Annotated in this window: 16 protein-coding genes; 5 read left to right on the top strand and 11 right to left on the bottom strand. The window is 64.0% G+C overall.

Annotated elements, in window-relative coordinates:
- Positions 1–272: 272 nt before the first annotated feature.
- On the bottom strand, positions 273–1,850 hold the full coding sequence (locus tag ACVMDN_RS11380; protein ID WP_456835212.1) for a gamma-glutamyltransferase family protein: 1,578 nt from the start codon (positions 1,848–1,850) through the stop codon (positions 273–275).
- Between the two features lie 495 nt (positions 1,851–2,345).
- On the opposite strand from ACVMDN_RS11380, the gene ACVMDN_RS11375 reads away from it, so the two are divergent.
- A complete protein-coding gene (locus ACVMDN_RS11375; protein ID WP_456814233.1) occupies positions 2,346–3,272 on the top strand; it encodes a D-alanyl-D-alanine carboxypeptidase family protein in 927 nt (308 codons plus the stop codon).
- Positions 3,273–4,284: 1,012 nt separating this feature from the next.
- Here the strand turns inward: ACVMDN_RS11375 and ACVMDN_RS11370 are convergent.
- On the bottom strand, positions 4,285–4,959 hold the full coding sequence (locus ACVMDN_RS11370) for a helix-turn-helix transcriptional regulator (RefSeq protein WP_028345120.1): 675 nt from the start codon (positions 4,957–4,959) through the stop codon (positions 4,285–4,287).
- A 234-nt stretch (positions 4,960–5,193) separates the two neighbouring features.
- Here ACVMDN_RS11370 and ACVMDN_RS11365 point away from each other — a divergent pair, with 234 nt between their 5' ends.
- The gene (locus ACVMDN_RS11365) at positions 5,194–6,396 is read left to right on the top strand and encodes a serine hydrolase domain-containing protein (RefSeq protein ID WP_456835213.1); all 1,203 of its coding nucleotides are present in this window, start codon (positions 5,194–5,196) and stop codon (positions 6,394–6,396) included.
- A gap of 22 nt (positions 6,397–6,418) precedes the next feature.
- Positions 6,419–8,008, top strand: coding sequence for an ABC transporter substrate-binding protein (locus ACVMDN_RS11360; protein ID WP_456835214.1), 1,590 nt, complete (start codon positions 6,419–6,421; stop codon positions 8,006–8,008).
- A gap of 6 nt (positions 8,009–8,014) precedes the next feature.
- On the opposite strand, the gene ACVMDN_RS11355 is transcribed toward ACVMDN_RS11360, so the two are convergent.
- The 9 genes from ACVMDN_RS11355 to ACVMDN_RS11315 form a co-directional block, all read right to left on the bottom strand.
- Entirely contained in the window at positions 8,015–9,418 is a 1,404-nt protein-coding gene (locus ACVMDN_RS11355) for an amidase (protein WP_456835215.1), read from the bottom strand.
- An 86-nt stretch (positions 9,419–9,504) separates the two neighbouring features.
- Positions 9,505–10,266, bottom strand: coding sequence for an SDR family NAD(P)-dependent oxidoreductase (locus ACVMDN_RS11350; protein WP_225647396.1), 762 nt, complete (start codon positions 10,264–10,266; stop codon positions 9,505–9,507).
- 63 nt (positions 10,267–10,329) lie between these two features.
- Entirely contained in the window at positions 10,330–11,040 is a 711-nt protein-coding gene (locus ACVMDN_RS11345; RefSeq protein WP_016845725.1) for an ABC transporter ATP-binding protein, read from the bottom strand.
- Positions 11,030–11,749, bottom strand: a complete 720-nt coding sequence (locus tag ACVMDN_RS11340; protein ID WP_018270850.1) for an ATP-binding cassette domain-containing protein — start codon at positions 11,747–11,749, stop codon at positions 11,030–11,032. The genes ACVMDN_RS11345 and ACVMDN_RS11340 overlap by 11 nt, the downstream gene beginning before the upstream one ends.
- A gap of 3 nt (positions 11,750–11,752) precedes the next feature.
- Positions 11,753–12,826, bottom strand: coding sequence for a branched-chain amino acid ABC transporter permease (locus ACVMDN_RS11335; protein ID WP_057015931.1), 1,074 nt, complete (start codon positions 12,824–12,826; stop codon positions 11,753–11,755).
- A gap of 13 nt (positions 12,827–12,839) precedes the next feature.
- A complete protein-coding gene (locus ACVMDN_RS11330; RefSeq protein ID WP_076833547.1) occupies positions 12,840–13,706 on the bottom strand; it encodes an ABC transporter permease subunit in 867 nt (288 codons plus the stop codon).
- 96 nt (positions 13,707–13,802) lie between these two features.
- A complete protein-coding gene (locus ACVMDN_RS11325) occupies positions 13,803–15,017 on the bottom strand; it encodes an urea ABC transporter substrate-binding protein (protein ID WP_141339913.1) in 1,215 nt (404 codons plus the stop codon).
- Positions 15,018–15,075: 58 nt separating this feature from the next.
- Positions 15,076–16,071: an acetamidase/formamidase family protein gene (locus ACVMDN_RS11320; protein WP_076833544.1), complete on the bottom strand. Its 996-nt coding sequence runs from the start codon at positions 16,069–16,071 to the stop codon at positions 15,076–15,078.
- Positions 16,072–16,088: 17 nt separating this feature from the next.
- Complete coding sequence (locus ACVMDN_RS11315) at positions 16,089–17,489, bottom strand: amidase (RefSeq protein ID WP_456835216.1); 1,401 nt, start codon at positions 17,487–17,489, stop codon at positions 16,089–16,091.
- A gap of 423 nt (positions 17,490–17,912) precedes the next feature.
- Between ACVMDN_RS11315 and ACVMDN_RS11310 the strand changes: the two genes are divergently transcribed.
- Positions 17,913–19,076 (top strand): transporter substrate-binding domain-containing protein, encoded by a 1,164-nt coding sequence (locus ACVMDN_RS11310; protein WP_057015928.1) that lies wholly within the window; start codon positions 17,913–17,915, stop codon positions 19,074–19,076.
- The gene (locus ACVMDN_RS11305; protein ID WP_076833540.1) at positions 19,073–19,660 is read left to right on the top strand and encodes an ANTAR domain-containing response regulator; all 588 of its coding nucleotides are present in this window, start codon (positions 19,073–19,075) and stop codon (positions 19,658–19,660) included. Before ACVMDN_RS11310 ends, ACVMDN_RS11305 begins: the two co-directional genes overlap by 4 nt.
- Positions 19,661–19,667: the final 7 nt, after the last annotated feature.

Below are 19,667 nucleotides of genomic sequence, written 5' to 3'. Positions count from 1 at the left end.
CACAAGGCTGAACCGCGCACGACGCCGGCATGATGGCCAAACGTTCGGCATGTCGGCATTTGGAACAATCCACCGTCCGGTGGATGCTCCGCCGCTTCCCCGCGAGCGCAGGGCTATTGCGTATTGCCTGCCTCCGCAGGGGCGCACTGCCAAAACATCGAAAACAACCCCATGCACAGTAGCCGGCGGCGTGCCGGCACTCGACATGGCGACTTGACATGTCGGGCAAATCAGCGTTACTATTCTATTATTCCGAAACCGCGCGACGCGCCTCAGAACCCTAGCGCCAGTCCGTCCTTGCGGTGGTCCGAAGCGCCGAACAGGACGCCGCGGGCGTGGTCGATGCGGATCGCCTGACAGCCGCCGATCGGCTCCTCCGAGAACCGCGCATCGTGGCCGCGGGCGCGAAGGTCGTCGCGTATCCCGGGAGAAACGGTCGTCTCCAGCGACAGCGCGCCGTCGAAGGCAAAGGAGCGCGGCGCCTCGGCCGCGGCCTGGATGTTCATCTTCATGTCGAAGATGTTCGACAGCAGATTGGCGTGGCCCGCGGCCTGGTAATGCCCGCCCATCACGCCGAACGACATCACGGTCTTGCCGTCCTTGCGCAGCAGGCCCGGAATGATCGTATGCATCGGCCGCTTGCGCGGCCCGAGCGAATTGAGATGTCCCGGTTTGGCGCGAAAACTCCAGCCGCGGTTGTGCAGCAGGATGCCCGATTTCGGGGCGTAGATGCCGCTGCCGAACGGATAGAACAGCGAGTTGATCAGCGATACGGCGTTGAGATCGCGGTCGACCACCGTGACATAGACGGTGTCGCGATGCTCGATATCGTCCCAGGCCACGGGCGCGGATGAGCGGCCCATGTCGATCTTGCCACGGATTCTCCCGATATAGTCGTCGGCAAGGAATGCGGCCGGATCGACCTTGCTGGTGGCGGGATCGCAAAAGAAGGCGTCGCGCGCGCGGTAGGCCGCCTTGGTGGCTTCAGCCAGCAGATGGATGCGATCGGCCTCTCCGAGCTTGCCGACATCGAAGCCTGCAAGCGTCCGCAGGATCATCAGTGCGGCCAGGCCCTGCCCGTTCGGCGGGCACTCGACCACGTCGTGGTCGTGGTAGCGCGCCGAGATCGGGTGCACATAGTCGGAGGCTTGGGCGGCGAAATCGTCGGTGCTGTGGGCGCCGCCCAGGGCACGCAAGATAGCCACCATCTCGTCGGCAGCCTCGCCCGTGTAGAACGCGTTGCGTCCGTGCTGCGCGATCCGGCGAAGGGTGCGGCCGAGCGCGGGTTGCGTACGGATGTCGCCGACCTCAGGCGCCTTGCCGCCGGGCAGGAACTGCGCCGCCGCATTGCCGTCGATCTGGATCCGGGCCCGGAAGCGGCGCCAGTCCTCCGCGACGCGGGGCGTCACGCAAAAGCCCCGCTCGGCAGCCGCGATCGCCGGTCGGAAGATCTCCTCCAGGGACCTGCTGCCATGATCGGCGACCAGCCGGCACCACGCATCGATCGCGCCGGGCACGGTGACGGCCTCGGGCGCGGTCGGCGGAATGTCGCGCGCGCCGCTCGCGGCAAATTTCTCGGCATCGGTTGCGGCCGGCGTGCGGCCCGAGCCGTTCAGCGCGATCGGCTCGCCGGCGTCAGGCGAATACAGCGCGAAGCAGTCGCCGCCGATCCCGGTCATCTGCGGCTCGACGACGCCCTGCACCGCGACCGCCGCCACCGCGGCATCGACGGCATTGCCGCCGGCCTTCAGCATCTCGACCGCGGCCAGCGTCGCCTGCGGGTGCGAGGTCGCGGCCATGCCACGCTCCGCAACCGCCACCGAACGGCCGATGGCCATGAAATCGCGCATGTCGTTTCCTTCAATGTTGTGAGCGGCCGCCGCTCGCCACATTGTCGAAAACGACACCGGTCCTCGCGGAGGACTCTCGTTTGGCCACCGGGCAGGCAGCAATCCACCCAACGGTGGATCGGTGAATACGGACGAGGGTTGTCACACCTCTCGGACGCGGCGGATTGATCCGGCGGCAACCGGGCAAAACCTGTCAAACCTGCGCGTGAGGAATTCTTTCGGCCTATCTGAATAGTTGCGTGCTCGGCGGCAATTCTGTGGTGGGTAACTGGTTGCCAAGCCCGGAGCGCGATGGCACGCTGCCACGATCAATTTAGCTCATGTCGATTGCCAATGCCGATGTCATCTCTCAGAGAGCTTCATGGCGCCAGGCGAAGTCGGTTCGGTTGGGGGGCTGGTTGGTTACGCATTGCCTCGTCTCTGGTCTCACTGTCATGCTGCGCCGTCGTTCACGACGTGCGTGCGGCGTCGCCCAATGAGGAGTCGAGCCGACCCGTGACGGCATCCGAACCGTCGGCTCAATCCGATGCCGACGGAGGTGTCTTGCCGGACGCGGACCGAGCGTCGCCCGAGGCTCCGTCGACGACGCCAGGCGAGAAGCAACCTGAGCAGGTATCCACGGCCAACGTTGCCGGCTCGTTCAAGGTCGCCCCGGACAATATTGATACAGTTCTGGTCCTGGACGAATGCTTTGTTGCCGAGGCGTGCATCGACCGGTTCCTTGGCGCGCTCTACACGCGAGCGCCGAAGACCGACTGGATCGTCGTGTACGAAAAAAAGGACGTGATCATCAAACGGAAGCGCAAGCTGATCACGGTCACGCGCAGCATCCCGAAGCGGGTCGAAAATGACTTCGGATGGAAGGACCCCAGGGCGGCAGAAAGAGCCCGCATGCCTCTGATGGATTACGTGATCGGAGGGATGGATCGAGCCTTCAAGCAAAAGCTGTTCTATATGCTCCACGCAGCGGAGCAGGCCGGACTGGCACCCGGGATCACAAGCGGATTTCGCGATGACTACCGCCAATCGATTGCAAGCGGGCTGAAGGCCGCAAATGACAAGTCCTATCACGGCGGCAGCTCGCGTGGAGGCAATGGTCACGGGCTCGCCGCAGACGTCGTCAGCATGAATGGCGGGAGCAAGGAGGAGCGTGCAACCGAGACCAAGCGATTATGGAAATGGATCGACGAGCACGAAAAGCAGTTCGGAGTCGGACGTCCATACTTGAATGGAGACCCAGCGCATCTCGCACCGGTCGATGGTCGGGAGTATGCTGCTCATCGTACGGTATCAAGGCACACAAAGCTGGCCGGCAAGCGACATACCCGAATCGCAGCATCTTCCAGACATGGCGTGACGACGCGCGCAAAGTCAAAGGCAGCGTCGAAGGCCGCGACGACGAAACTCAGCTCGCGCCTCTGATTGGCCTACCCCTCCTGCGCTTCGTGCGCTCCGGCGCCCCAGCTCAGGGGGTGAGCTGGGGCTGACGGCGGCTTCGGAGGCAGTAGCGGCCAGCCTCCACCCATGACGTTATGCCTCTCTCCGGACTCTCATCTACCAGGAACCGCGATTGCTGCGCCGCGCTACTACTTCTGCGCTGTGGAGCATGCTTGCCGCTGAATCTGTTACTCGGGGCTAGTCCAGAATGGCAATTGCCGCGTGCGCTTGTCGATCTATCATGTCCCCAGTCGTGCGGATTGGCCGACATTTTGCCCACACCCGACCATGCACCTCGCGCGATCAGGGATCGCCGCTTCGGCCCACGGAGCGACGGTCCCGCCCAATTCCGGAAGCGACAGATCAGTTCGACGGGCAACTCAGCAAATCCTGTCAAACCTTCACGCGAAGAATATTTCGCATTGTCAGAAGCGCCACTCGATCACCCGCATGCGCATGCGCGGGTGATGACACCGAAGAAGGGTGCGCAGTAGCGGTGCATTGTCTCGCGCGAGAAGCATCCTCATCGTCGTCCCGGCGCAGGCCGGGACCCATAACCACTGAAGATGATTGTTGTGCGACGCTGGGGCCACGGCTTTCCTCACCAACCCAGTCCTGTGGTTATGGGTCCCGGCCTTCGCCGGGACGACACGTGGAGGGAGCTGTGTGCTGGCATATTCTTCGGTGTCATCGCCCGGCTCGACCTGGCGATTCAGTGTGCCGCGGCCTCTCGATTCAAGCACAGGCATCTCTGGAATACTGGATCCCCCGCATGCGCGCATTCGCGGGTGATGACACCGCGCCGTTTGACATCTTGAATTGCGATTCATCCTCATCGTCGTCCCTGCGAAAGCAGGGCCCCATAACCACCGATGTTTATCGTTTCACGACGCTGGAGTAACGAATCCCGTTCACAATCCGCCGCGGCGTATGAGTCGCTGCTTTCGCAGGGACGACGTGCTGGAAGAGCCGCGGGCTCTAATCGACAGCCCGCGCCTCAATGCGGCCGCGACATCATCGCCACGACGGCGGAGCGGGTCTCGACGCCGAGCTTTTCGAAGATATGGATCAGATGCGTCTTCACCGTCGCGAGGCCGATGTTCAGGCACTCGCCGATCTCGCGGTTGGTTCGGCCGCAGCACAACAGCTCGACGACTTCCATCTCGCGCGAGGTCAGGCCAAAGCGCGCCGGCTCGTCGGCATTCGACGACAGGCGACTGGTCAGGTTGAACTCGAGATAGTCGTGGATCTTCTCCGCAATGTGCATGCTGCCGTCGGGGATCGCGCAGCCCGGCGCCCACAGCACGCTCATTCCGGCGACGATGCGGTCGTTGCGGCGGAAGAAGAACTCGATCATGTCGGCGACGCCGCATTGGCCGGCGAAGGCGCGGTAGGTCGCCGCCTCCTGGGTCGCGCATTGGTCGAGCGCCGTGCTCAGCCGCGCAATCGGCCGGTTGCTCGCCGAGCGCGGATGCAACGGATCGAGCCGGTTCATGCCGGCAAGATACTGGTCGTGAAAACTCGGCGGCACGTTGCTAGAGAGCACGAAGCGGTTGAGGGTCAAATTGCCGTCGACCTCGTAGAACGCGGTCGCCGACCCCTCGAGAATGCCGCGCGCGAACTGAATGGCCTGCGTGGTTGCCGGATCCGGTCGGCCCAGAAGCGCGATCATGACCTACCTCCCGATGTTTCCCGATGGCGAACGTCTGCGCGTCGCGTAACCGTCACGCTGAGGCACGCGCGAGCCATAGTCAAGCAAATTGCGGGCCAAACGCACGAAGCGCACATCCGGGGAAACGGTTACGCCGAAGTAACCCAACGGCCCCCTCCACCATCCGGTTGATTGCGAGCGACGCGAGCCATGCGGAACTTTCGCGCATCATCCGATGTCATTGCTGGATCAAGAATGAATTCGCGTCGCATCATGGCCGCCTTCCCGTCGGCGGCCGACGAACAGGTCACGCTCGCCAACTGGCGCCAACATCCCTTCAACGAGTGGGCATTCCGCAATGTCCGCGAATTGCTGCCCACCGCGAACATCGCGCGCGCCGCAGCGCCGGCGCCGCTGTCCTTTGCGCCGCGCTATCTCGACGATGTCAGCTTCGCCAACCCGCGCGGCGAGACGGTCGGCGTCGGCGAGGCGCTGCGCGCCAGTCACACCGACGGCATCGTGGTGTCGCATCGCGGACAGGTCGTGTTCGAATGGTACGCCCATGGCCTGACGCCCGATGCCCCGCACCTGATCTTCTCTGTCAGCAAGTCGGTCGCCGGAACGCTCGGCGGCATCCTCGCCGATCACGGCAAGCTCGACCCCGACGCGCCGGTGACGCGCTACATCCCGGAGATGGAGGGCTCGGTCTATGGCGGCAGCTGCACGGTGCGGCATCTGCTCGACATGACCGTCGGCATCCGCTTCGACGAGGATTACATGGCGCGCGACGGCGACGTCATCAACTACCGGCGCTCGACCGGCTGGGAGCTGCCCGATCCGGCGATTCCGCCGAGCAATCTGCGCGACTATCTGCGCACGCTGCGGCCGAACGGCGCACCGCATGGAGAGACCTTCCACTACGTCTCGACCAACACCGACGTGCTCGGCTGGGTTTATGAGCGCGCCTGCGGCATGTCCTACGCAAAGATCCTCTCCCACTATCTGTGGCAGCCGATGGGCGCCGAGCACGACGCTTACATCACGGTCGATTCACGCGGTGCCGGCCGCGTCGCCGGCGGCATCTGCGCGACACTGCGGGATCTCACCCGGTTCGGCGAGATGATGCGCAATCACGGCATCAGCAACGGACGACAGGTCGTCCCCGGCTGGTGGATCGACGACATCAGGCAGAACGGCAATGCCGAGGCCTGGTCGCGCGGCGACCTGACGAAAGTGTTTCCAAACGGCAATTACAGCAACAAGTGGTACACGCTCGATCGACGCGAAACGCCGTTTGCCGCGGTCGGCATCCATGGCCAGTGGATCTACATCGATCCGGCCAATGAGACCGTGATCGCACGCGTCTCCTCGCAGCCGCTGCCGATGGATCTCGATCTCGATCACATGTGGATGCGCGGCTATCGCGCGATCGCGGCCAGGCTTGCCGGCAAGAGCTGACCGATTGCGACAGGGGGACACCATGGGACCACCGATCAACCGCCGCCGTCTGTTGCAGATCAGTGCGGGAGCAAGCCTCGGCATTGCGATGCCGCGCATCGCGCGGGCCAGTTCGAAGACGATCACGGCCGTCATGCACGCGCCGCCGCGCGTCACCGATCCGATCATGACGACGGCGTGGACCGCGCGCAACCACGGCTACATGATCTACGACACGCTGTTCTCGACCAATTCGAAATTCGAGATCAAGCCGCAGATGGTCGAGGCCTGGGAGGTCTCCGCCGACGGCGTGACCTACACTTTCCGCCTGCGGCCCGGCCTCAAATTCCATGACGGCAGCGCGGTGACGTCGGTCGACGTCATCCCTTCGCTGCAGCGCTGGGCCAAGCGCGACACGATGGGCCAGAAACTGTTCGAATTCGTTGCCGAACTGAAGGCGGTCGACGAGCGCAGCTTCCGCATGGTGCTGAGGGAGCCATGCGGCTTCGTGCTGGCGGCGCTCGGCAAGCCAACCGCCAACGTGCCCTTCATCGTGCCGGCGCGGATCGCCGCGACGCCCGCCGACCAGGCCATATCAGATCATCTCGGCTCCGGACCGTTCCGCTTCGTGACGGCGGAATTCCAGCCCGGCGTCAAGGCCGCCTATGAGAAAAACCCCGACTACGTTTCCCGCGACGAGCCGTCCGACGGCACCGGCGGCGGCAAGGTCGTCAAGATCGGCCGCTACGAATGGATCAGCGTGCCGGATTTCCAGATCGCGACCAACGCGCTTGTCAACGACGAGATCGACTATTTCGAGGTGCCGCCGCACGACCATCATCCGATGCTTGCTCGCGCCTCCAATGTCGAGCTGACCGATTACAACACGCTCGGCTTCTCCGGCATGTGCCGGATGAACTGGCTGGTGCCGCCGTTCGACCGGCCGGAGATCCGCCAGGCCGTGCTGCACGCGGTGAACCAGAAGGACTGGCTCGACACCCAGATCGGCAATCCCGATTACTACAAGATCACGCCGGCAATCTTCGTCGCCGGCACGCCGTTCGAAAGCGCGGTCGGATGGTCGACCAAGGCGGACACCGCGAAAGCCAGGGAGCTGCTCAAGCAGGGCGGCTACAAGGGCGAGCCGATCACGATCCTGCACGCGACCGACGCCCCGATCATCACCGCGCTCGGCACGGTCACCGCCGATGCGCTGCGTTCGATCGGCATGAACGTCAACCTGCTCGCGATGGATTGGGGTTCGGTGGTGGCGCGGCGCGCCAAGCAGTCGATGCCGGCCGAGGGCGGCTGGTCACTCTACCATTCGACCTGGGCCAGCGCCGACCTTGTCAATCCGATCGGCAACGCCTGCGTTAACGGCAAGGGCAAGAACGGCGGCTTCTTCGGCTGGGTCGAGGACGCCGAGCTCGAGCGGCTGCGCGACAGCTTTGCCCGCGCCGCGGCGCCGCCGGACCAGAAGGCGCTGGCCGACAAGATCCAGGCACGCGCCTACGAGATGGTCACCCACGTCCCGACCGGGCAGTACAATCAACCGGCCGCGACGCGCAAGGCGCTGAAGGACATCGTCCGGGCGCCGGTGCCGCTGTTCTGGAATGTCGACAAGACCGGTTGAGGGCCCTTATTCGATCGGCGGCCGCCGCGTGTGCCAATCCGTCGCCGACTGGAACGCGGCGCCGGCGCGGACCAGCACGTCCTCGGACAGATGCGGGCCGACCAGTTGCATGCTGAGCGGCATCTGGTCCGAGGCCATGCCCATCGGCAGCGTGATGGTCGGGCTGCCCGAGAAATCGAACACCGCCGTGAAGCGCAGAATGCTCAGGAGGACGTTGGGGTCGGCACCGTATTCGCTCATCTTGGTGAGCGTCGGGATCGGCACCGGCATCGTCGGGATCAGCAGCTGGTCGATATCCTCGAACATCGCGGCGAGGCTGCCGCTGAACTTCAACCGTTCATGATGGATGGCCGCAATATCGACGCCGCTCGTCGCCCGGCCCTGCTCGATCAGCTGCGCGAGATCGGGTCCGTATTCCGACTTGCGCGACGGGTAGGTGTCCAGATGCGCCTCAGCCGTCTCGACCGAGCACATCGCAATCCACTGGCTGACGAGCTTCTGGTAAGGCGGGAAATGCACCTCGCGGATGTCGGCGCCGAGATCGGCGAGCGTGCGCTCGGCTTGCACCAGCGCGGCGACGACCTGCCGATCGATGCCCTCCTGGGTGTACCTGCGGTCAACACCGATCCTGAGGCCCCTGATGCCGTCGCCCGCTCCAGCCAGATAGTTCGGCACCGGAGCCCGCAAGGCGGTCGGGTCGTTGATATCAGCGCCCGCGATGACGCCGAGCATCGCCGCGGCATCCGCAGCGCTGCGGCACATCGGCCCGACGTGATCGAGCGAGTCGGCCAGCGGGAAGACGCCGTGCCGGCTGACCCGCCCCCAGGTCGGCTTGATCCCGGTCAACCCGCAGGTCGCCGACGGAAAGCGGATCGAGCCGCCGGTGTCGCTGCCGATCGAGCCGTAGCAGAGCCCCGCTGAGGTCGCGACGCCCGATCCGGTCGAGGAGGAGCCAACCCAGTAGTTCACATTCCACGGGTTGAGCGGGGCCTGGATTGCAGGATGATGGCTGGTATAGGCGCCCTCCGTCATCTTCAGCTTGCCGAGCGTCACCGCGCCGGCGACTTCGAGCCGATCCACGATCGTGGCATTGAAGGACGGCACGAACTTGGCGTGGATCGTCGTGCCACCCGCGGTCGGCGCAAACGAGGTGTAACAGAGGTCCTTCAGCCCGATCGGAACGCCATGCAGCGGGCCGCGCCAGACACCCTTGGCGATCTCCGCATCGTACTGCTTGGCCTGGGCCATCGCCCGCTCCGCAAGGACCAGCGCATAGCCGTGAAACTGTCCATCCAGCTTCGCAATCCGGCCCAGCATTGCCTCGGTGATCTCCGACGGCTTCGCCTCCTTGCGGCGAATGAGCTCGGAGATTTCGGTGATGGATTTGTAGTGCAATGAATCCGCTGACATCTGATGCCCTGCTGTTATCGGAATATGCCTGTCCGGACCGCCGCCGCGGGCGGCGATCTCGCGGCTCTGCTGACGGCGCGCCCCGCCTAGAACTGGACGCCGCGCGTCAACGCGCCGTCCACCACGAGGTTGGTCCCGGTGATGAAGCTCGCCGCCTTGCTGGCCAGGAACACAGCGGCGTTCGCCATCTCCTGCGGCGTGCCCATGCGGCCGGTCGGGTTGAGCGCCAGTGCGGTCTTGTACAGTTCGGGATTGCCGTCCTTGATCATGTTCCAGACACCACCCTCGAAGTAGGTGTTGCCCGGTGATACCGAATTGGCCCGGATGCCCTTGGCCGCGAGCTGGTAGGCAAGGCCCTGCGTGTAGTGGATGATCGCCGCCTTGAACGTACCGTAGGGACCGCTGGCAAAATCGACCTCGCGTCCCGACACGCTCGAGATGGTGACGATCGCGGCGGCGCCGCTCTTCTCCAGATACGGCATCGCCGCGTTGACGAGGCGCACCGTCCCCATCATGTCGGTGGAGAATTCCTTCTCCCAGCTCTCCTCGTCCTGCCCGATCGACAGCGCGCTGACATTCGCGACCACGACATCGATGCCGCCGAGCTTGGACGCCATGTCGGCGACCCAGGCCTTCAGGGCCGGCCCGTTAGAGACGTCGACGGCACTACCGAACGCCGAAACGCCCTTGGCCTTGAGCGCTGTGACCGCAGCGTCGACGTCGCCCTGGTTGCGCGCACAGATGCCGACATTGGCGCCCTCGGCGGCGAACGTGTCGGCGATCGCCCTGCCGATGCCCTTGGTGCTGCCGGTAACGAGAACCTTTGCTCCCTTGAGTCCGAGATCCATGTCCATTCCCTCCATTATTATCAATTATGCAACGCACTGATCTTCACCGCATCGCGCGGTCGATCACAGTAACAGCTGCGCGCGAACGTTGTCCGCGTTGACCTCCTCACCGGCCAGCGATCGCGTGATCTTGCCCTTCTCCATGATGTAGCAGCGCTGCGCGATCTCCAGGATGGTGTCGAGGTTCTGCTCCACGAACACGATCGTGGTCCCGAGCTCCGCTCGGAACGATTTCAGCGCCTCGCAAATATGCTGCACGATCGACGGCTGGATGCCCTCCGACGGCTCGTCGAGGATCATCAGCGCCGGATTGCCGATCAGCGCGCGGCCGATCGCAAGCTGCTGCTGCTCGCCGCCCGACATGGTGCCCGCGATCTGGCGCCGGCGCTCCCTCAGGCGTGGAAAATACTCGTAGACGAGCTCGGGCAGCTTCTTGCCTTCGGGCCCGCCGATCAACTCGCCGACCTGCAAATTCTCCTCGACGCTCATTTGCGGAAACACGTCGCGACCCTGCGGGATGTAGCCGAAGCCGGCGCGCGCCCGCGCATCGGCCTCGAGCTGCGTGACATCCTGATCCATGAAGCTGATGGTGCCGCGCCAGGTCTGCAGCAGACCGATCAGGCACCGCATCAGGGTCGACTTGCCGACGCCGTTGCGGCCGATCACGCCGACGATCTCGCCGCGCGAGACCGACATGCTGACGCCTTGCAGGATCGGCGTCGCGCCGTAGCCCGCCCAAAGCCCCGACACCTCCAGGATGCGATCAGTGGGCATGAGTCTTACCCAGATAGATTTCCGCGACCTTCTCGTCTTCCAAAATCGCCTCCAAGCTGCCGCGCGCGAAGATCTTGCCAAGATGCAGAACGGTAACGCGCTGGGCGACCTGACGCACGAACGCCATGTCGTGCTCGACGACCAGGACGGTCATGCCCTCGGCATTGAACGACTTGATCAGCTCGCCGGTCTTGAAAGTCTCTTCCGGCGACATGCCGGCGGTCGGCTCGTCCAGCAGCAGCAGCTGCGGCTGCAGCGCCAGCGCCATCCCGATCTCCAGCCATTGCTGCTGGCCGTGCGAAAGCGCACCGGCGAGCTTGCCGCTATCGTCAGCCAGATTGAGCAATGCGAGCAGCCGCTCCTCTTCAGCACGGCATTCCGCGCCCGAAATGCGTTCCTGCAGCGCGATCTGGATGTTCTGCCGCACCGGCAGCTCCTTGAACACGCTCGGCGCCTGCATCTTGATGCTCATGCCGCGCTGCACCCGCGCGTAGGGCCGCTCGGCGGTGATATCGATCGAGTCGAAGAAGATGCTGCCCGTGGTCGGCGGATAGAGCCCGACGATCAATTTGAACAGCGTGCTCTTCCCGGCCCCGTTGGGCCCGATCAGGCAGTGCACCTCGCCGGCATTGACCGTCAGGTCGACGTCGGAGACGGCGGTCAAACCACCGAAACGCTTGGAGACACCTTTCACATCGACCAGCGCCATGATTCAGGTCTCATCCGATTGCAGGCGGGCGGTATCGGCCAGCGCGGGGGCTTCGTCGCGGCGCCGACGCCTGGTCCACCAATCGACGACGAGCTTGCCGATGCCGAGCACAAAGCCCTGCGGCGCCAGCATCACGGTGGCGAGCAGCAGCACGCCCATCAGCACCAACGCCGCCTGCTGGCTGTAGACCGTGATGGTCTGAAAGCCGAACAGCAGCAGGAACGATCCGACCAAGGTCGCGGTCAGATCGTTGCGTCCGGAGAACGCCACCCACACGATCGGCATCGCCGCCGCCGGCAGGCCGATGCTGGATGGCGTGATGAACTGCCCCCACGACGTGTACAGTGCGCCGCTCAACCCTGCGAGGCCGCTGCCGATCACGAAGGTCAGAAGCTGATACTTGCGGACGTCATAGCCGAGCATCTCGGCGCGCTGCGGATTTTCCCGCGTGGCCACGATCACGTTGCCGACGCTCGAGTTCACCAGCATGCGCAGCGCGATGTAGACGATCACGATCAGCGCGATCATGACGTAATAGAGCGCCGAGCCCTCGATGTCGAAGTCGCCGACCGTGAGCGGGTCCATTCCCTTCATGCCGTTGAAGCCGTTCAGCCGGGCCGGACCGATATGCCATTCGGGCCCCGCGGTCTGCCCGAGGAAGAAGGCAAGCACTAGCGTCGCCGACAACGTCACGATGCCGAAGAAAATCCCGCTGATGCCGCCCCAGATCATGAAGTAACCGAGGATCCCGGCCGCGATCATCGCGATGACCACGGAGAGAACCAGCGCGGCGATCGTGGTCGTTCCCCCGCCCATATTGATGGCGAGCACGCCATAGCCGTAGCCGGCGATGCCAAAGAAGAAGGTCTGGCCGAACGACAGCATGCCGCCGTATCCCCACATCAGGCAGAGACCGAGCGCCATGAATATCCAGATCAGGAAGTAGGCGAAATTGCCGACGTCATAGGAATCGGCGAACAGCGGATAGATCAGCGCCCCCGCCAGCACGGCGAGGAAACAGGACCAGAAAATCTTCCCGCGTCCGAGCGTCTGCGGGCCCTCGAGCAGCTTCAGCATCAGAAATTCCCGTCTAGCGCCCACGACGAACCAGCACGCTGGATAGTCCCTCGGGCAGCACACGTATGATCAGAATGACAGCAAACAGCATGCCGATCTGGCCGATGATCTGCCCGTAGCTGGCATTCAATGCCATTCGGATCATCGCCAGGAACACCGCGGCCGGCGCAGTTCCAAGCAGGACATTGGCGCCGCCGATCACCACGGTGACGAAGCTCTCGACCACAAAGGTCGCGCCCATGGTCGGGATCAGCGTCATGGTCGGCGCGTAGAGCGCGCCGCAGAGCCCCGCGAGCGCGGTGCCGATACCGAAGCTGATGGAATAGATCCGCCCGGTGCGCGCGCCGAGCGCCTTGGCCATCGCCGCATTCTGCATCGTGGCGCGGGCGATCACGCCAAAGCGCGTCTTCATGAAGATGATGTAGAGGCCCGCCAGGACCGCTACCGCACAGGCAAACAGCACCAGCCGGTAGGTCGAAAACGTGTAGCCGCCGATCGCAAAGCTTCCTTCCGGCGTACCGATACCGCGCACCGCGGAGCCGACGATCAGCAGCATCGACTGCGTCACGATCAGACTGAGGCCCCAGGTCGCGAGCAACGAGTCGAGCGGTCGCTTGTAGAAGCGCCGCACGACGAGGTACTCGACGATCATGCCGATGATCCCCGCCGTCAGCGCGGCCATGATCTGCGCGATCGGAAGCGGGACGCCGAGATTCACGAGCCCTACGGTGACGTAGGCGCCGCACATGATGAACTCACCATGCGCCATGTTGATGACGCCCATCATGCCGAACACGATGGCCAGGCCCGCCGCCGACAGGATGAGGAACGCGAAGACATCGGCGAACTGATAGAATACCGAGAAGAGTTCAGCCGACATTCCGGTCTCCCTGATCGCGGCGCCGCATCATTGCGGCGCCGGTTTCGGTTTCGAAGTCGTGATGCACAACACGAGCAAGATTCGTGCCTGCGCGCGTCACGATTTGCTGGGGAGATGACTCGGCGTGTACTGGTCCTTGTCGTTCTTCTTGGTGAGGTCGCAGCCGATCTCGCCAAGCCAGTATGGCTGGATCGTGCCGTAGTCCTTCTCCACCGTCACCTCATGCTTGGGCCCGACCGAGATCAGGCGCATGCGGTGCGACGTATGCTGGCTCTTCGGGTCGATGCAGACCTTGCCCTCGGGAGCCTCGATGCAGGCATCACCCGTTGCGATCACCTTGCGCATGTCCTCGAGCTTGGTCGACTTGGCCTTCTCGACCAGCGCCTTGTACATGTAGAGCGCGTTGTAGGCGTTGTAGCCCATGTCGTTGATGTAAAGCTCATCGGGGAATTTTGCGTGCCAGCGCTTCTTGAAGTCGTTGGCTTCGGGGGTATCGATCTCCTCGAACCAGTTCGCGGTCGCATGCATGTTGTTGAGCGCCGGCGGCTTGAACCGCTTATGCTCGAAGCCGAGCATGATCTTGATCGAAGAGCCCATCGGCAGGTTGAGGTTGGCCGCGGCTGCCTGTTCGAAGAACGAGTCCTGCGCCGCGCCGACATTGATCGTCAGCAGCCAGTCCGGCTTCGCCTTCTGGATGTTCTGGATCGTCTGCGCGAACTGCGACACGCCGAGCGGGATGAATTCCTCGCCCACGACCTCGCCGCCGAGGTCCTTCATGATCTTGCGGTTCCACTCCGCGGAGATCTGGCCGAAATTGTAGTCGGCTGCGATGACGTAGACCTTCTTGCCGAACTTCTGGACCATCCAGGGGATCAGGGTCGAGAACTGCTGCTCCGGTACCGCACCCATGCTGATCATGCTGGCATCGCAGACACCGCCTTCATACTGGTTCGTATAGAAGTACGGCGTGGTGGTGCGATCGACGATCGGGCGCAATGCCTCGCGCGATGCCGAGGTGATGCCACCGATCAGCACGTCGACCTTGTCGCGATTGAGCAGCCGGCGGCCGAACTCCTGATAGCGGGCATTGTCACCCTGGGGATCGAGATGAATCAGCTCGATCTGCCGGCCGAGAATGCCGCCGCTCTTGTTGATCTCCTCGACCGCCAGCTGCGAGCCGTGCAGCTTCGGCATGCCCATGAAGGCGAGATCGCCGGAGACGTCCTCCAGCAAGCCGACCTTCAGCGGCGGCTCCGCCGCCTGGGCGGCACCTATTGCCGCGGTCCCGAGCATTGCACCAAGCAAAGCCATTCCGACTATACGCCCCGAATACATCGCGATGTCCTCTGTCGTTGAAGGATGTTTGAAGTCACGCCTTGAGGTAATTCTTCAGGATCGACGCCCCCATCGTATATTTGGGATCGACCATGTTGCCGAGCCGCATGCGGCCGGCCTGGCTGAGCAGCATGTAGGCGTCGATCTCGTCGAAGCCGTAATCGGCGTTCATCCAGCGCACGAGCTCGCGATAGGCGATGCGCGCCGCGTCCTCGAGCGGGCGCGCGCTGCCGATCGTCATGATGAAGTCGCGCGTCTCGAGCCGCGGCCAGGCGAAGCTCCAGTTCTTGATCAGATCGATCTGCAGCGTCACCGTCGCGCGCTGCTCCAGCGCGACGCCCGAGAGCTCGCCATCGCCCTGCGTGGCGTGGCAGTCGCCGACATAGAGCAGCCCGCCTTCGGCATGCACCGGCAGATAGATGATCGCGCCCGGTGCAACGTCGGGCAGGTCCATGTTGCCGCCGTGATAATCGGGCTGCAGCGAGGAGATCGCCTCGATCTCTGGCGAGACGCCGATCGTGCCGATGAACGGTTCATAGGGCAGCGTGATCTTGTCGTTCCAACGCACGCCGTTGCGGTCGACATGCAGCTTCCTGACGCGTTCCGGCAGCGGCGGGTTGAGCAGCGCCGTGGATGCGGTCCCGACCAGGCCGCCGAACTCCGGAATGATGCAGGTCGTTCCGGCCGGCTGCGCGCCGCGGGTCTCGACGTCGCGGATATAGACGGCGAGGCAATCGCCCTTCTTGGCGCCCTTGACCGCGATCGGCCCGCATTGCGGGTTCAGATAGGGGAAGTTCAGCTTCGCCGTAGGGCTGTCGCTTTCGCTGGTGAGCACGCCGCCGAAGGCGTCTTCGGTTTCGACAACGACGACCCCGCCCGGATCGATCGACAGGGTCGGCTTGGCATAGGGTCCATAGACGTAATGAAAGCCGCCCTGCTGCTCGATCGTCAGGCTATGGGTCGTACCGGTCGCGCCCTTGGCAAGGGCGCGCTTGGCCATGATGGAACTCTTCAACCAATCTTCGGTCATGCGGTCGGCTCCTCAATTCAGATCGCGGGATGGCGCTTGTGCCAGTCGGTGACGCGCTGGAAGGCATCGCCCGCGCGAACGAGGCTTGTTTCGTCGAAGTGACGGCCCACGAACTGGAAGGCGACGGGCCCGCCGTTCGGCGCGAAGCCACCGGGAAGCGTCACGGTTGGGCTGCCGGTCATGTCGAACGGACAGGTGAAGCGCAGCAGCCCGGTAATCAGCGACGGATCCTCACCCAGCGCCGCCATCTTGGCCAATGTCGGCGCAGCGAACGCCTGGGCCGGAACGGCGATCAGATCGACCGTCTCGAACAACAGCCGCACCGCGCCGCGGAACGCTTCGCGCCGCAGCACGATCTTCTGGTAATTCATGCCGGATTGCGCCCGGCCGAGATCGAGCAGGCCGGCGAGCGCCGGACCATATTCGTCCTTGCGTGCGGGATAGGTCTCTTCGTGCGCGACCGCCACTTCGATGCCGCACAAGGGGAACCAGTCCTCGATGACGGCCTTGGGATCAGGAAACGTGATGTCCTTGATCTTCGCGCCCAGATCGGCAGCAACGCGCAGCCCTTCGCTGCGCACCTTGCCGGCAGCCTCGTCGGTGCCTTCGATGGTCCAGCGCCGATCAACCCCGATCGTCACGCCGCGCAAATCGCCGGACAGGCCGGCGAGATAGTTCGGCACAGGCAGCGGCACGGAGGTGGTGTCCTTGGGATCCTGGCCGGCAATCACGGCGAGGATCGCGCCGCAATCGGCCGCGCTGCGCGCCATCGGCCCGATGTGATCGAGCGTTGCCGCGAGTTCGAACGCGCCATAACGGCTCACGCGTCCCCAGGTCGGCTTCAGCCCGGTGATGCCGTTGGCGGCCGATGGAAAACGGATCGAGCCGCCCGTATCGGTGCCAAGCGAGCCGAAGCAAAGCCCCGCGGCGGTGGCGACGCCGGAACCGCTCGACGATGCGCCCGACCACAAATCCGCATTCCACGGATTCTTCGGCGGATCGATCTTCGGGTGATGGTCGGCATAGGCGCCCTCGGTCTGCTGCAGCTTGCCGAGGATGACAGCGCCGGCATCCTTCAATCTCGCGACGACCGTGGCATCCTCGCTCGGCCGGAAGTCCCGGTGAATGGTCATGCCATGCGCGGCCGGAGCGCCCTTGGCCCAGCACAAATCCTTGACGGCGATCGGCACGCCGTGGAGCGGTCCCTTGATCTTGCCGGATGCGATGTCCTTCTCGGCTGCGGCCGCTTCGGCCAGCGCCGCCTCGCCCATCACATAGGCGTAGCTCTTGAGCTTGCCGTCGAGCTGCTCGATCCGCCCGAGCATCGCCTTCGTCACCTCGACCGGCGAGAGCTTTTTGGCCTGGATTTGCTGCCCGATCTCAATGAGCCCGAGATAGTGAAGATCCGTCGTCGGCATCGTTTCTCATCCCCGCACTTGACATGACGCAAGCGCAGGCACTGCCCATCACCGCGCATGCGCCTCCGGCTTGGCGGCACGGACGTGTCGCCAATTTGTTTAGCGGCAAAAGCAAAAAGCCACCCGCCCCTCCGAAACGAAGGTGACGAATGGCCCAAATGCCGCAGCTATGAACTATCGCATGGGTCCGGGGTCGAACGGAGCACTCTGCGCGGCGATCGGGACGTCATCGGCCAGATCGACGCACGCAAGGTTCGACAGGAAGCCCTGTAGGAGAAAATTCTAAGGAGGTGTGCAGCGCGTTGTCAACGAGGCTGGCTGCACAAATTTCGCGAGGTGCATGCGCAGCAAATCGGCATGACCTCTTGCACCGACCTCTGCGAAGATGATTTCCTTGATGCGTTGCGCGGCCGAAAGTACTCAATGACCAAGCCCTCCATTCCAGTCGGCATCATCTGCTCGCAGCACGGGCCCTATCAGGCCATGGGACGCGAGATCCTGAAGAGCGCCATGATGGCGGTCGACGAAATCAACAATCAGGACGAATTCGACTTCGCGATATCGGCGCATGTCCGCGATCCCCGCGGAATCATTTCGGAGTACCACACGGTCTGCGACGACCTCATTCGCAACGTCGGCGTCGAGCATATCATCGGCTGCTACACCTCGGCCTCGCGCAAGCAGGTGCTGCCGATCGTCGAGCGTACCGACCGCCTGCTCTGGTATCCGGCGCGCTACGAGGGGTTCGAATGCTCCGACAATGTCATCTATGTAGGCGCCTCACCCAATCACAACGTACTGCCGCTGGTGCGTTACGTGCTCGATAATCTGTCGCGCGAGATCTTCTGTGTCGGCTCCAACTACGTCTGGACCTGGGAAACCAATCGCGTCACCCGCGAGCTGGTGACGGCGGCCAAAGGACGCATTCTCGCCGAACGCCTGCTCGAACTTGGTGAAAGCGCGGTCACGCACATCGTGGACGAGATCGTGCGGCGCCGGCCGCCGGTCGTCTTCAACACCTTGGTCGGCAGTTCGAGTTACGACTTCATCCGCGCCTTTCATGCGGCGACCGCCGCGGCTGGCCTCGAGATCCCGATGCTGAGCTGCAGCCTGTGCGAGCCCGAGCTCAAGATCGCGGGTCCTGCATCGGCCGGATGCATCACATCGTCGGCCTATTTCGAGAGCATTCGCCTGCCCGAGAACCGGGCCTTCGTGGCGCGCTGGAAGGCGCGCCACGGCGAGCACAGCAGCCCGTCCGTCGACGGGCAATCCGCCTATGTCGCGGTCTATCTGCTGGCCCGGGCGCTGCAGCGCGCGGGCACATCCGATATCGGCGAGGTGCGGCGCGCCGCGGCCGGCCATCGCTACAATTCGCCGCAAGGTCCGGTCTGGATCGACGGCAGCAACAACCACTGCGTCCTGACGCCGCGGCTGGCCGTCTCGAACGCCGAAGGACAGTTTGACATCTTCTGGGAAGCTGAAGCGCCGGTTAGACCGGATCCCTATCTGACGCAGCTCGACATCGCCGCCAGCCCGGCAAGGGATGGAACGTTGCCGAATGCGCCGCATTTGCGGGTTGTGAAATGAGCAAACCGTCTTCATTTTCGCTGCGGGGCCGCAAGGCGCTCGTCGCCATCAAGGATGAGCGCGATGCCTCGATCGTCAGGCGGCAGTTCGAGCGCCTCGGGATCGAGATCGTCATATGGGAGCCCGGTGCCAGTATCGACTGCCGTCCCGACGTGACGCTGATCGATGACGAGTTCCTGCCGCTCACCTCGCCGGCACAGCAGACGTCGCTTGGACGAAGCCCGGTCATCGCCCTGCTCGGCACCGAGACGCCAAGCCGTCTGAAGCTGGTGCTCGACCTCGATCCGGCGTCATTCCTGGTGAAGCCGCTGCGATCGGCCGGCATCTATGCCGCGCTCGTCCTGGCTTTCGAGCGAAGCGAGCGCACCAGCGAGCTCAAGCAGCAGGTGCTCAAGCTGGAGCAGCGGCTGCGATCCCGCCGCGTCGTGCTTGCCGCGGTCCTTCAGGTCATGCACAGCCATGCGCTGGCCGAGCCGGCGGCCTTTGCGCTGATCCGCCGCGCCGCCATGGAGCAGCGCAAGACGATCGAGGAACTCTCGGCGGAGATCACCGCAAAGGGCTCCCTGCCCCGGGCAACGGGCTAGAGCCGGT

Source organism: Bradyrhizobium sp. USDA 4510, assembly GCF_054059095.1.
Note: the sequence above shows the minus strand (reverse complement) of the source record. Positions and strands in the feature narration are given on the sequence as shown.